Origin of the sequence: Leekyejoonella antrihumi (assembly GCF_007845645.1) — a bacterium.
Classification (GTDB): Bacteria; Actinomycetota; Actinomycetes; order Actinomycetales; family Dermatophilaceae; genus Leekyejoonella; species Leekyejoonella antrihumi.
This window is the reverse complement of record NZ_VCQV01000001.1, coordinates 233,608-246,135: the sequence shown is the minus strand read 5'-3', so window position 1 is coordinate 246,135 and position 12,528 is coordinate 233,608. Positions and strand designations below refer to the sequence as shown.

At 65.8% G+C, this 12,528-nt stretch carries 16 protein-coding genes; 11 read left to right on the top strand and 5 right to left on the bottom strand.

The features are described 5' to 3' along the window. The first annotated feature begins 50 nt into the window (after positions 1–50). A complete protein-coding gene (locus FGL98_RS01190) occupies positions 51–572 on the top strand; it encodes a gamma carbonic anhydrase family protein (RefSeq protein ID WP_146314814.1) in 522 nt (173 codons plus the stop codon). A 64-nt stretch (positions 573–636) separates the two neighbouring features. Here FGL98_RS01190 and FGL98_RS01185 read toward each other — a convergent pair whose 3' ends face one another. From FGL98_RS01185 to FGL98_RS01175, 3 genes are all read right to left on the bottom strand, one after another. Next, entirely contained in the window at positions 637–1,263 is a 627-nt protein-coding gene (locus FGL98_RS01185; RefSeq protein ID WP_146314813.1) for a DinB family protein, read from the bottom strand. A gap of 44 nt (positions 1,264–1,307) precedes the next feature. Then, positions 1,308–1,883 (bottom strand): DinB family protein, encoded by a 576-nt coding sequence (locus tag FGL98_RS01180; RefSeq protein WP_146314812.1) that lies wholly within the window; start codon positions 1,881–1,883, stop codon positions 1,308–1,310. A gap of 114 nt (positions 1,884–1,997) precedes the next feature. After that, complete coding sequence (locus FGL98_RS01175) at positions 1,998–2,390, bottom strand: DUF2237 family protein (protein ID WP_146314811.1); 393 nt, start codon at positions 2,388–2,390, stop codon at positions 1,998–2,000. A gap of 372 nt (positions 2,391–2,762) precedes the next feature. Here FGL98_RS01175 and FGL98_RS26640 point away from each other — a divergent pair, with 372 nt between their 5' ends. The 4 genes from FGL98_RS26640 (at position 2,763) to FGL98_RS01150 (ending at position 5,688) form a co-directional block, all read left to right on the top strand. Then, on the top strand, positions 2,763–3,056 hold the full coding sequence (locus FGL98_RS26640) for an acyl-CoA thioesterase/BAAT N-terminal domain-containing protein (protein WP_146314810.1): 294 nt from the start codon (positions 2,763–2,765) through the stop codon (positions 3,054–3,056). After that, positions 3,053–3,508 carry an acyl-CoA thioester hydrolase/BAAT C-terminal domain-containing protein gene (locus tag FGL98_RS01160; protein ID WP_246136303.1) on the top strand — a complete coding sequence of 152 codons (456 nt, stop codon included), beginning with the start codon at positions 3,053–3,055 and terminating at the stop codon, positions 3,506–3,508. The genes FGL98_RS26640 and FGL98_RS01160 overlap by 4 nt, the downstream gene beginning before the upstream one ends. Positions 3,509–3,573: 65 nt before the next feature. Then, positions 3,574–5,112, top strand: coding sequence for an MFS transporter (locus FGL98_RS01155; protein ID WP_246136302.1), 1,539 nt, complete (start codon positions 3,574–3,576; stop codon positions 5,110–5,112). Between the two features lie 27 nt (positions 5,113–5,139). Then, positions 5,140–5,688: a DUF488 domain-containing protein gene (locus FGL98_RS01150; protein WP_146314808.1), complete on the top strand. Its 549-nt coding sequence runs from the start codon at positions 5,140–5,142 to the stop codon at positions 5,686–5,688. Positions 5,689–5,753: 65 nt separating this feature from the next. Here FGL98_RS01150 and FGL98_RS01145 read toward each other — a convergent pair whose 3' ends face one another. Next, positions 5,754–6,575, bottom strand: coding sequence for an ABC transporter permease (locus tag FGL98_RS01145; protein WP_146314807.1), 822 nt, complete (start codon positions 6,573–6,575; stop codon positions 5,754–5,756). Then, positions 6,572–7,567, bottom strand: a complete 996-nt coding sequence (locus FGL98_RS01140) for an ATP-binding cassette domain-containing protein (RefSeq protein WP_146314806.1) — start codon at positions 7,565–7,567, stop codon at positions 6,572–6,574. The genes FGL98_RS01145 and FGL98_RS01140 overlap by 4 nt, the downstream gene beginning before the upstream one ends. A gap of 126 nt (positions 7,568–7,693) precedes the next feature. On the opposite strand from FGL98_RS01140, the gene FGL98_RS01135 reads away from it, so the two are divergent. The 6 genes from FGL98_RS01135 (at position 7,694) to ehuA (ending at position 12,448) form a co-directional block, all read left to right on the top strand. Continuing rightward, complete coding sequence (locus FGL98_RS01135) at positions 7,694–8,377, top strand: class I SAM-dependent DNA methyltransferase (protein ID WP_146314805.1); 684 nt, start codon at positions 7,694–7,696, stop codon at positions 8,375–8,377. A 7-nt stretch (positions 8,378–8,384) separates the two neighbouring features. Beyond that, entirely contained in the window at positions 8,385–8,960 is a 576-nt protein-coding gene (locus FGL98_RS01130; RefSeq protein WP_146314804.1) for a GNAT family N-acetyltransferase, read from the top strand. A gap of 278 nt (positions 8,961–9,238) precedes the next feature. Beyond that, complete coding sequence (locus FGL98_RS01125; RefSeq protein ID WP_146314803.1) at positions 9,239–10,171, top strand: transporter substrate-binding domain-containing protein; 933 nt, start codon at positions 9,239–9,241, stop codon at positions 10,169–10,171. 27 nt (positions 10,172–10,198) lie between these two features. Next, positions 10,199–10,933, top strand: a complete 735-nt coding sequence (locus FGL98_RS01120) for an amino acid ABC transporter permease (RefSeq protein WP_246136301.1) — start codon at positions 10,199–10,201, stop codon at positions 10,931–10,933. Beyond that, positions 10,933–11,619, top strand: a complete 687-nt coding sequence (locus tag FGL98_RS01115; RefSeq protein ID WP_146314802.1) for an amino acid ABC transporter permease — start codon at positions 10,933–10,935, stop codon at positions 11,617–11,619. Before FGL98_RS01120 ends, FGL98_RS01115 begins: the two co-directional genes overlap by 1 nt. 1 nt (position 11,620) lies before the next feature. Next, a complete protein-coding gene (gene ehuA, locus FGL98_RS01110; protein ID WP_146314877.1) occupies positions 11,621–12,448 on the top strand; it encodes an ectoine/hydroxyectoine ABC transporter ATP-binding protein EhuA in 828 nt (275 codons plus the stop codon). Positions 12,449–12,528: the final 80 nt, after the last annotated feature.

Here is a 12,528-nt window from a genome sequence, read left to right as displayed (position 1 = left end):
TCATCCCGTTAGGCTCGACACGGCATACCGTCCCGATGAAGGAGCGTCCGATGATCTTGCAGCTGGGGCAGCGAGTGCCCGATGTCGCATCCACCGCGTGGGTTGCGGACAGCGCGACCGTGGTCGGCAGCGTGCGCCTTGGTGAGCAGGTGGGCGTCTTCTACGGCGCGGTGTTGCGGGCGGACATGGAGACCATCACGATCGGCGACCGGTCCAACCTGCAGGATGGCGTTGCGCTGCACACGGATCCCGGGTTCTCACTGACTCTCGGCAAAGGCGTGTCAGTGGGACACAACGCGGTGTTGCACGGCTGTACCGTCGAAGACAACGTGCTGGTGGGCATGGGCGCAACCGTGCTCAATGGCGCACACATTGGCGCCGGCAGCCTGATCGCGGCGAATGCGCTTGTGCCAGAGGGAGCCCAGATCCCACCGGGCTCGCTGGTGGCGGGAGTGCCGGGGAAGGTGCGGCGTGAGCTGTCCGCCGAGGAGCGGGCAGGGATCACCCTCAATGCGGACGTCTACGTCGATCTCACGCAGCAGCACGCTCGCGACGCTCGCCCTGTCGAGTAACCACCACGCTGAAGTGCAGTGGATTCGTTGGTAATTGCCAACGGATCCACTGCACTTCGGGCGGTCAGCGCACCGACGAGTCCCAGCGCCAGTCGATGCCGCGGGTCTCGGCCGTGCGGCCCGTTGCAGCGAGCAGGTCGTGCCACGGATCATCAGACCGGCTGGCGTCGGAGAAGATCCGGTCTAGCACCCGAGCTGCGATGCCGAGGTCGAGGCGGTAGGCGATCCGGTGCGCCAGTAGGACGTCGAACGCGTGCAGAGCGGCCTCCGCGATGCCCATGGCGGCCAGCCCGGTGGCGTCCGGGTCGCCGTAGGGATGCCATCCGATCCGATCCGCCGGTGCGGTCGCCACGACCGCCACGAGCAGGCCGCCGACGGCATCCAGGCACTCGCAGATCGCACGAGTCCCGCCGCCCTCTTCCGGCCAGAAGAGAAACGTCGGCCCGTCCGGTCGCGGCAGCTTGGGCTCCTCGAGCGGGGTGTATGCCGTGCCGTGTCCACGCTCGCCCGAGAGCTGCATGGCATACCCGCCCAGGTCGTCGAGGACGTGCGAGATGGTCTCGCGGCACGACCAGTCCAGCCGGGCGGCCGGGATGGACCACCCGTCGTCGGGGATCTGGGAGATGTGATCGATGACGTCCTGCACGGTGTTGCGGACATCGAGGGCGTGGAGCGGAAGTTCGACGGACATGTGGGCGACGCTAGCAACGAGCGGACGAATCAAGCGAGCGAGTTTCAGCCCATCGACTTCTGGCCGTCGATGGTTTCGCGGATGATGTCGGCATGGCCGGCGTGCTGGGCGGTCTCGCCGATCAGGTGCAGCAGGACATCACGGGCTGACCTGGTTGCACCGGGCTCGTTCCAGGGTGCCGGTGGGAGGTCGTGCCGCACGTCGAGCGAGTCCAGCCCGGCAACAACGGCTTCGGTGCGCCGGGCAGCCTCCGCATAGCGATGCACGACGTGGGCCAGGGTCTCGTCCTCGTGCATCACGAACTGGTCCATCCGCTCGAGCACGAAGTCTGGCACGGTGCTGGGATCGGCGACGTCGATGCTGGCGAAGTCCACCGAGGTCCAGTCGGCATCGCCGAAGGCCGCGGTGCCATCAGTGATGAATCGGGCCCAGGTATCTTCTGCGGACGCCACGTGCTTGATGATCCCGCCGATGCACAGCTCGCTGGCGGTTGGCTTGCTTCGGGCCTGCTCCTCGGTTAAATCACGGCTGGTCAGGATGAGGAACTGGCGCCGATCGGCCAGGGTCGCGAGCAGCGAGACCTTTTCCGACGTCATAGCAGGCTTTGTGGTGGTGGTCATGGGAAGTCCTTTCTCGGTGGTGCCCTCAGTCGACCACCAGAAGAGGACACAGACTGTCCTGAATCAACGGTCGGTGCCACCTTGGACCGGAGAAGGGCAGGGCGTATTCAGCGCTTACAGCAGAAGTGAGCCGGGGTCGTCGGGGACGTCGACGGCGTGTTTCCGCAGTGCCTCCAGCGGGACGATCGTGAGCACCGCCTCATGAGTAGAGGCCAGCACGACGGGTGCCGCCACGCCGTCGCGGTAGGCGCGCGCCCAGTTCGTGGCGGTCACGCACCACCGGTCACCCGGTGTCAGACCGGGGAAGCCGTAGGCCGGCATGGGCGTGGACAAGTCGTTGCCGATACCGCGCTGGTGCGCGAGGAACTCGGCGGTCACGACCGCGCAGATCGTATGGCTGCCGCGGTCCTCTGGGCCGGTGTTGCAACAGCCGTCGCGGTAGAAGCCGGTGAGTGGATCCGTGCCGCATAGCTGAAGCTCGCCACCAAGGACGTTGCGTTCTGTCACCACACCAGGATGCACCCTCACTTAGGAAAGTGGCTGGTCGTTGACCAACGTCGGCGGCGCCACCCGCCGACAGATGAGCGCTATCGTTGCGCCTCGTGGGAGGTCTCAACAGGGTGCTTGGAGGGGCGGTTGCCGTCTTCATCGCGGTAGCGGGTGTGGCCGGTTGCTCGGACTCCTCGACGGATGTGCGTGCCACGATGCGTGTTTCGCCGGCGGTAGCGGTGGCCGATGTGCCCGTGTCGACGACCATCACGGGGCTTTCCGCGGGGTCGAAGGTCACGGTGACGTCGAGTGCCACCGACACAGGGGGCGTGCACTGGAAGGGCTCGGCCACGTTCCGGGCGCCCTCGGACGGGATGGTCTCTCTGGGGGATGAAGTCCACGAGCGGCAGTTATACGGGGGCCAATCCGATGGGACTCTTCGAGTTCATGAAGCCGGCCAAGGGGTCCGATGCGGAGTTCTTCAGTTCGATCTCCAAGATGAAGCCGTTCACCGTCACCCTCGCGGCGACCGTCGATGGGCACACGGTGGCGACCGCGGTCGCCCGTCGCCTGCCGATGGCGAAGGGCGTGACGCGAAAGTCGCTGCGGCCGGGCAAGGACGGGGTGTATGCGGACCTGTTCCTGCCGCCGCGCAGCACGACCCGGACTATCCGCAACTGGTGAATGGTGTCATCGCCGGGGTGCCGAGCTCGGTCGTCAACCTGAGCTTCCCGCCCAGCGGTGCTTCAGCGTGGACCTGGCACGGCAAGCCCCTGGCCCACGCGTCGAGCGGTGAGTGGGGCGACCCCGATCCGCCTACTGCTCAGAGTGCAGTGATTCCGGTGGAGAAGATCCACGGCCCGCTGCTCCTGGTCTGCGGGAAGATGGATGCCGTCTGGCCCTCGTGCGCCTACACCACGGCGATCCAGGCTCGGCAGCAGGCTCATCACTTTCGGTATCCGGTGACCGCGCTCAAGCTGCCGAACGCCGGGCACTACGCCGGAAGTATGGAGGCCTACTACAGCGCCACCGCGTCCTTCTACAGCAACGCAGCGGGCGGAACTCTCACCGGCAACAAGCAGGGCGAGGTCAAAGCACACGACGCGCTGTTGAAGTTCCTCCAGGCCCAGCGCTGAGAGCCAGGGTGCACCGCACGCAACCCGACAAGGCAGAGCAGCGCGGCGTGTGGTGAAGTTTGCTGGTGAACGATCCCGCGCCGAGCCGTGCGGGCACCCGTGAGTGGCTAGGGCTTGCCCTCCTCTGCCTGGCAGTGCTGCTGATTGCCGTCGACTCGACGGTGCTGGACATCGCGCTGCCGTTCATCAGCGAGAGCCTGCGTCCCTCGGGCACGCAACTGCTGTGGATCGTCGACGTCTACTCCTTCGTCATCTCCGGCCTGCTCGTCACGATGGGAAGCGTTGGCGACCGGATCGGCCGGAGGCGACTGCTGATGATGGGCGCCGCCGGATTCGGCCTGGCATCGGTACTCGCCGCGTTCTCCACCGACCCGCTGGTGCTGATCGGCGCGCGCATCCTGCAGGGCGTCACCGGTGCCACCCTGATGCCCTCGACGCTGGGCCTGATCCGGTCGAACTTCCAGGACGCGCGGCAGCGGGGAACGGCCATCGGCGTATGGGGCGCCATGTGGGGAGGTGGGTCCGCGGCCGGACCCGTCCTCGGCGGCTGGCTGCTGGAGCACTTCTGGTGGGGATCGGTGTTCTTGATCAACGTCCCCATCATGATCGTGCTGGTCGCCTTGGCGCCGAAGGTGATCCGCGAGTCCCGTGACCCCAACCCGGCACGATTCGACCTGATCAGCGCCGGCCTGTCGATGGCCGCCGTCATACCCGTGGTCTTCGCGATCAAGGAGGCGGCCGTCCATGGGATCTCCTGGCCGCTGGTGGTTGTCGCGGTCGTCGGGGTGCTGGCCGGTTGGGCGTTTGTGCGGCGGCAGAACTCATCGCCCGACCCCCTGCTCGATCTACAGCTCTTCCATAGGCCGGTCTTCGCGACGGCGATCGCGACCAACCTGCTGTCCGTGCTGGCCCTCGCCGGCGTGCTGTTCTTCGGTGCGCAGTATCTCCAGCTCGTGCTCGGATTCTCTCCGCTGCCGGCCGGCCTGCTGATGCTGCCCGGCACGCTGGCAAGCATGATCGGATCGCTCCTGTCGGCGCCGCTCGCTCGCCGATGGGGCCCAAGGCTCGCGCTCGCGGTGCCGCTGACGGTCGCCGGGGTCGGGGCGGCGATGCTGATCGCCGTCGGCACGGGGGGCGGGGCGGTGGTCTACCTCGTCGGCTTCATGCTGATGGGGCTCGGCACGGGAACGGCACTCACCGTGACCTCCAGCGTGGTGGTCGAGGCGGTGAACCCGGCGCGGGCCGCATCGGCGTCGGCGCTCTCCGAGACGGCCATGGAGTTCGGTGCCGCCACGGGAGTCGCGCTGCTCGGCAGCGCCGGCATGGCGGTCTACCGCCATGGGCTGGAGACAAGCGGACTGAGCGGAGCGCAGGCACAGACCGCGCAGGCCAGCATCGGCGGTGCCGCGGAGGTTGCTCGAGTGCTGGGCGCTCGCGCGGATCAGCTGCTGGGGTCGGCACATCAGGCGTTCGTAGACGGTCTTCACCTGGCGGCAGCGCTGACCGCGATCCTGCTACTCGTCACGACCGTCCTTGTGTGGGCCACACTCCACCCTCGCCGTCTCCACTCCGACGAGACGCCGGCCGGCCCCCGGAAGACGTGACGGACGCCCGTCGCAGAGACTGGACGGATGGGTGACATCTGGACCATCGGGCACTGGACCTGCTCGCAGGAGAGCTTCATCGGGCTGCTGGATGCCGAGCACCTTGAGGTGCTCGTCGACGTTCGGGCGCATCCCGGGTCCCGTCGCAGCCCGCAGTTCGGGCGTGACGTGATGCCCGAATGGCTGGACCGGGCGGGGATCAGGTATGTCCACCTGCCAGATCTGGGTGGTCGGCGCCGCAAGCAGGACGTCGAAGCGCACCTCAACGGTGGATGGCGGAATGCGAGCTTCAAGAACTACGCCGACTACACGTTGACGCCGGCGTACGAGGCAGGGATCGGCAAGCTGGCGGAGCTCGCGACCGATCATCGCGCTGTCGTGATGTGCGCTGAGCCGGTGCCGTGGCGATGCCACCGGCTGCTGATCTCCAACACGCTCACCGCTCGCGGGTGGACCGTGCGGCACATCGTCGGCGCTGCCGAGGTCCGTATCCATCGGTTGGGTCAGTGGGGTGCGATGCCTACCAGCGGCGCGGCTGGGCAGCTGATCTATCCGGCCCAGCGCTGTCGTGGCTGAAGCTGTGCACCACGAAGTGAGCCTACTGACGACGATCGTGGCTCCTCGCCCGGTGAGGTCGCCGGTCAGCGGCTGGTGGAGCGCTTGTACTGCGCGTTGGCGAGCGGGATGAAGATCGCGAGGATCACGGCGGACCAGAGCAAGGTGTAGAGCTCGGGATTCTGCAGCGCCCACGAAGGTGTCTGCAGGCCTCCGCCGGCCGGGATGTTGCCGAAGAGCTCCCGGGCGGCCTGCGTGACCGTCGAGATGGGATTCCACTCGGCGACGAAACGCAACGGCCCGGGCAGACTCGTCAGTGGCACAAAGGTGTTCGCGATGAACGTCATCGGGAAGATCACAACGAACGAGGCATTGTTGACCACCTCTGGGCTGGGCACGATCAGTCCGATCCAGGCCATGATCCAGCTGATGGCGTAGGCGAAGACCAGCAGCAGCAGGTAGCCGAGCACGGCGTGCAGGAACCCTTCGCGGATCCGCCAGCCCACGATGAGTCCGGTCACCGACATCACGACCAGCACGATGACGTTGTTCATCACATCGGACAGGGTCCGACCCGCCAGCACCGCCGAGGGCGACATCGGCAGCGTGCGGAAGCGGTCGACGATGCCCTTCTGGACATCTTCGGCGATCCCGGCCCCGGTGATGGTGGAGCCGAATACGACGGTCTGGGCGAAGATTCCGGCGATGAGGAACTCCCGGTAGGCGCTGGCGTTGCCGCCCGGCGTCACGGATCCCCCAATGGCGCCGCCGAATACGAACGCAAAGAGCAGCACGAACATGATCGGTGAGAGCGTGGTGAAGACCAGCAGGTCCGGGACCCGCTTGACCTTGATCAGGTTGCGCCTGGCGACGACGAGGCTGTCGGCAAGGGGGGTGAACAGGCTCATGGTGCGCTCTCCTGCTTCGCGGCGGCGTGGCCGGTGGTCGGCGCGTCCTTGTCCTCGGCCGCGTGGCCGGTGAGGGTGAGGAATACATCATCGAGGGTCGGTCGTCGCAGGCCGACGTCGTCGACGGCGATCGACTCCGCATCGAGCCGACGCAACGCGTCGGCGAGCTGCGACGCTCCACCGTCGACAGGCACCAGTAGGCCGCGACGATCGTCTTCGCGCACCACGGCCCCCACCGCCAATGGCGTCAGCAGCTCCTCCGCACGACGGAGCTGGGTGCCGTCGCTGACGGTGATCTCCAGACGCTCACCGCCCACCTGGCTCTTGAGCTGGTCGGCGGTGCCTTCGGCGATGAGCCTGCCATGGTCGATGACCACGATGTTGTCGGCGAGCCGATCCGCCTCTTCGAGATACTGCGTGGTGAGCAGGAGCGAGGTGCCGTCGGCGACCAGATCGCGAATTACCTGCCACATGCCGGTGCGGCTGCGCGGGTCGAGCCCGGTGGTGGGCTCATCGAGGAAGAGCACCGGCGGATGGGCCACCAGCGCACCGGCAAGGTCGAGGCGGCGTCGCATGCCACCGGAGTAGGTCTTGGCCATCCGGTTTGCCGCGTCGGCGAGGTCGAACTGCTCCAACAGGTCTCGTGCTCGCTGCCGTGCCTGCTTCGCGCCCAGGTGGTAGAGGCGACCCACCATGTCGAGATTCTCGTAACCGGTGAGGTATTCGTCGACGGCGGCATACTGTCCGGACACGCCAATTGTCCTGCGCACCGCTCGCGGGGAGGCGATCACGTCGACCCCTGCCACGCTCGCGGTCCCCGAGTCGGGGCGGATCAAGGTGGTGAGGATCTTGACGGCTGTGGTCTTGCCGGCCCCGTTCGGGCCGAGCACCGCAAGCACCGTGCCTTCGGGCACGCGCAGGTCTAGCCCGTCGAGGGCGCGCACCTCGCCATACGTCTTGACCAGTCCTTCGGCCACCACCGCGTCTGCCATGAGTGGAAGTCTTTCAGAGTCCACCGACGGGCGTGGTGCGCCGGAGCCAAGGCCCCGGATCTCGGACCCGCGATCACCACCGGGTGCGGCCTCGCCAAGCAGACGGACAGGAACGACACTTGAGGCATGAGCCTTGACGAGACGACGACTCCAGCAACACGCCCGGCGGAGAGCCGAGTGCGGGCGTCGTATGACGCAGTGGCCACGGAGTACGGCGCAGCCCTCGAGCACGAGCTCGACGGAAAGCCGCTCGACCGCGCACTGCTGGCCGCGCTGGTCGAGATGAGCGGTGACGGCACGATCGCCGACCTGGGCTGCGGTCCTGGTCACGTGACCCGCCACCTGGCGGGTTTGCGCACCGACGTCGTGGGCATTGACATCTCGCCGCGGATGATTGAGATCGCACGGGAGGCAGCGCCCGGGGTGCGGTTCGAGGTCGCGTCGATGATCGACCTACCCGTCGAGGACGGCGCGTGGTCCGGTGCGGCGCTGCTCTACTCGATCATTCATCTGCGCGAGACGCAGCGGATGCAGGCGTTCAGCGAGCTGCGACGGGCACTGGCACCCGGGGGCGTCGCGTTGATCTCGTTTCACATTCGCAGCGAGGAGCACCCACCGGGAGACTTCGCGCACCTCGACCAGTGGTTCGAGCAGGACGTCGACCTCGACCGCTACTTCCTGGATCCGGAGCAGGTGATCGCCGAGGTGAGCACCGCTGGTTTCGACCTGGTCTCGGTGACCACCCGGCTGCCGAACAGCTCCGAGAGGCCGACCGAGCGCGCATACCTGCTTGTGCGCAAGCCGGCGTGATCCGATCATGACGGAGAACGTCGTGGGTGCGAATGAGACTGTCGGCGCGGACATTTTGTGGCCTTTGTCTGCCGGACGGTTGGTCATCCGGCCCGCCACCATGGCGGATGCTGATGCATTCTTCGAGTACCAACGGCGCGCAGAGGGCCAGGCGTACGTCTCGCGCATCGTGAACACGATTCAGCAGGGCCGCGACCTGCTCGCCGACCGGATCTCGAATCCCGATGGGCTGATGTGTGCGCTGGTGGTCGACGGTCGGGTCGTCGGGGACATCGGTGGACGTCGCTACCGGCCGGACTCGCTCGGCCCTGAGCCCGTTGTGTGGGACTTCCGACTGGGTTACTCGGTGCACCCGGGTTGGTGGCGTCGTGGCATCGCGAGTGCCGCGGTCGGCCTGCTCACGCCAGAACTTCACCAACGAGCGAAAATTCGCCGGGTGGTCGCCAAGGTGTTCGCCCGCAACGAGGCGTCGATCCGGGTCCTGCTCAATAACGGGTTCGAGCTGGAGGGGACCGAGCGGGCGGTGGTCCTCGGCAGGGATGGCGGCTGGTTGGACGACTGCACGCTGGCCCACCTGCCGTAGGGACCGCGGACAGGGTGTCTCAAAAGCGCACCCCAACATCTCAAACTGATAACGAAGATCCCGCGCCTCGCGCGCTCGTAGGATTGTTAACAAAGTAGTCATTTTTGTGTTTTCGCAGGTCAGCGCGTTGCCGGAAGGGGATTTATTGGTCACGAGGGCTTCCATTCGGCCAATTTCTCGCTATTGAAGAAGTGGGTGGTGCCGCATAGCCTCCAAAGGTCCGGTTCCTGGTGGGCTTGCGTTCGGCGTGGCTCCCCGTCTGTCGAAAGGGCTCAATCATGACGCTGCGTTCACGCCGTGCAACAACCCTCGCTGCTGTGCTGACAGTTGGTGCGCTCTCGCTCGCCGGGTGCGGGTCGAGTTCGACGGGCAGTTCGGGCAGCTCGGGGGGCGCCAGTGGTGGTGGAGGTGGGGGCACCCTGGCCAAGCTGCAGAAGGCCGGCACGATCACGGTGGGGATCAACGGTGAGAACCCCTACAGCTACATGGACAAGAGTGGCAAGCTGACCGGTGCCACCATCGCGCTCGACCGGGCGGTCTACAAGCAGCTCGGCATCAAGACGGTCACGGGCAAGCAGGTCGACTGGAACTCCCTGATCCCTGGGCTCACAGCGGGCCAGTTCGACGAGGTCAGCGCCGGCATGTCGGCCCTGCCGAAGCGGTGTGCGCAGGCTGCTTTCAGCTATCCGGAGATCGTCTACAAGACGGCGCTGCTGGTGCCCAAGGGCAACCCGAAGCACTTGCACACGATGGCGGACATCAAAAAGTCCGGGGCCAACCTGGTGACCGAAACCGGCGCGATCGAGCAGGGCTATGCCCAGGACATGGGCATCCAGACGCAGACAGTCGGCACGCCGGAGGCCGGTCTGCAGGCCGTCGAAAGTGGCCGCGCCGACGTCTTTGCGCTGACTGCCATCTCGCTGCGCACACTGGTCAAGACACAGAATGCGGGCAGCAAGGTCGAGGTGACACCAGCGTTCACCGCCGTTGTCAAGGGCAAGGAGCAGATCGGTGCGGGAGCCGCCGTATTCCGCAAGGGCGACACCAAACTGCTCAACGCCTACAACAAGGAGCTGAAGAAGATCATCGACAACCCGAAGGAGTTCCTCAAGATCGTCGGCAAGTTCGGGTTCACCGAGGCGGAGCGTCCGCAGGGAAAGACCGCGGACACGGCGTACCTTTGCTCCGGCAAGCTTCCGGACGCGAAGTAGTGTCCCGCGCAGCCGAGCACGCCCATCGTGGCTGAGCTTTTCACGGTGCCCGCGGGCGTGATCAGCACCGTGCAGGCCAACTGGCAGCAGCTGCTGGGCGGTCTGAAGATCACGGTCGAGTTGTCGGTGTTCGGCGGCGCGCTGGCCTTCGTCATCGCCGTCGTGCTCGGCTTGGCCGCGATGACGCGATTCGCGGTGCTGCGGATGATCTCCCGCATCATCGTCGAGTTCTTCCGGGGAACGTCGCTCGTCGTCCAGCTGTTCTTCCTGGTCTTTGTCACGCCGGTGGTGTTCGGCTGGGGGTCCCACCCGCTGGTCTTCGCGTTCGTCGCGCTCGGCCTCAACTACGGTGCCTACGGCTCTGAAGTCGTCCGTGGCGCGCTCACCGCCGTTCCCAAGGAGCAGTGGGAGTGCACCACGGCGCTGTCCATGCCGTGGGTCACCAAGATTCGCCGGATCATCTGGCCGCAAGCGTGGGCGCTGATGCTGCCAGGGCTGAACAGCCTGATGGTCATGCTGGTCAAGGGCACGGCCATCGCGCTCTTCATCGGGTTGCTCGACCTGACCTCCGTCAGCGACAACCTGCAGAAGCAGGGCGCGGAACGCTTTACGGTCTACGGGATCTCCTTCGTACTCTATTACCTCCTGGCGATGGCCTTCTCGGCGTTCCTGCGACGGATTGAGGTGCGCGCGCAGCGCCGCCTGGGCCTCAAGCCCACCAAGACGGATACGAATCGAGCGACGGCGGGAGCGTTGGCCTGATGCACTGGGATTGGAGTATCGCCCGGGATGCCCTCCCGGTCATGCTCAAGGCATTCTTCGAGGTGACCCTGGTCGTCACCGTGGTCGCCTCGATCCTGTCGGCGCTGCTCGGGCTCATCTGGGCCATTGGGCTGCGTGAGATGCCCGGCGCGCTCAGCAAGGTGCTCGCGTTCGTACTCAGTCTGCTGCGGAACACGCCAATCCCACTGCAGTTGCTGATCGCCGCCTATGCCATCGTCCAGCCGACGGGCTGGCTGTCGCACACGAGCAGCCTCGCTCAGTACCAGCATCGACTGATCATCATCGGCATCGTGGTGTTCGCACTTCAGTACTCCACCTACATGGCCGAGTCCTACCGTGGTGGCATCGAGTCGATTCGTAGTGGTCAGTGGGAGGCGGCCACGGCGCTCTCGCTGCCGCGCAGGCGCACCTGGCAGGCGGTCATCGTCCCGCAGGCGATGCGTGCGGCCTTGCCATCGCTGGGCAACTGGGCGATCGCGATGTTCAAGGACACCCCGTACCTGATTGCGATCTCCGTGCCGGAGATGGTGTCTCAGGCCCAGGACATCGGTGGCAACAACTTCAGCTACATCGAGGTAATGACCATTGCCGGCCTGATCTTCCTGGTGGCGAGCTATCCCACCGCCATCCTCATGCGCACATTGGAGAAGAAGCTTGTCTACTGACATGAGCGGCGCCATGTCGTCACCGGACCTGTCCAAGTTTGCTGCAACGTCCGGCACGAGTGGCACGCCACGGATCGTCTTCGAGGACGTGGAGAAGCGATTCGGGAAGAACGTCGTCCTCAACGGACTGGGCTTCGAGGTCGCCAAGGGAGAGCGGGTGACCCTCATCGGGCCGAGCGGCTCGGGCAAGACCACGATCCTGCGCCTCCTGATGACCCTGGAAGAGCTGAGCGGAGGTTACATCTATGTCGACGGGGAACCGCTGACGCACAAGAAGGCAGACAATGGCAAACGGACCGCGCTGCGCCCGAAGGAGGTCGCGCTGATCCGCCGTCGGATCGGGATGGTCTTCCAGCAGTTCAACCTCTTTCCGAACATGTCGGTCATCGAGAACATCATCGAAGCGCCGGTTCACGTCCTCGGGCAGTCCAAGGAGGAGGCTCGAAGCAAGGCACAGAGCCTGCTCGATCAGGTGGGTCTCGGCGACAGGGGTGACGAGCACCCGACTCGACTCTCGGGTGGGCAGCAGCAGCGGGTAGCTATCGCCCGTGCTCTGGCGATGGAGCCGGAGATCCTGCTGCTGGACGAGGTCACCTCGGCGCTGGATCCCGAGCTGGTTGGCGATGTGCTCGGTGTCCTGCGCGACGTAGCGAACACTACCGACATCACGATGCTGCTGGTGACACACGAGATGCAGTTCGCGCGGGATGTGTCTCACCGCGTGATGATGTTCGATGAAGGTCACATCATCGAGGAGTCCGCTCCCGATGCGATGTTCTCCAACCCGCAGCACGAGCGGACCAAGAAGTTCCTGCAGGCGATTCTGTAGATCTCGCTTCCAGGCGCGGAGATCAACCTGCGCAAAGATGGACCCATGAGTATGCCGTGCGCTCTGCTGTGGCCTCGCCC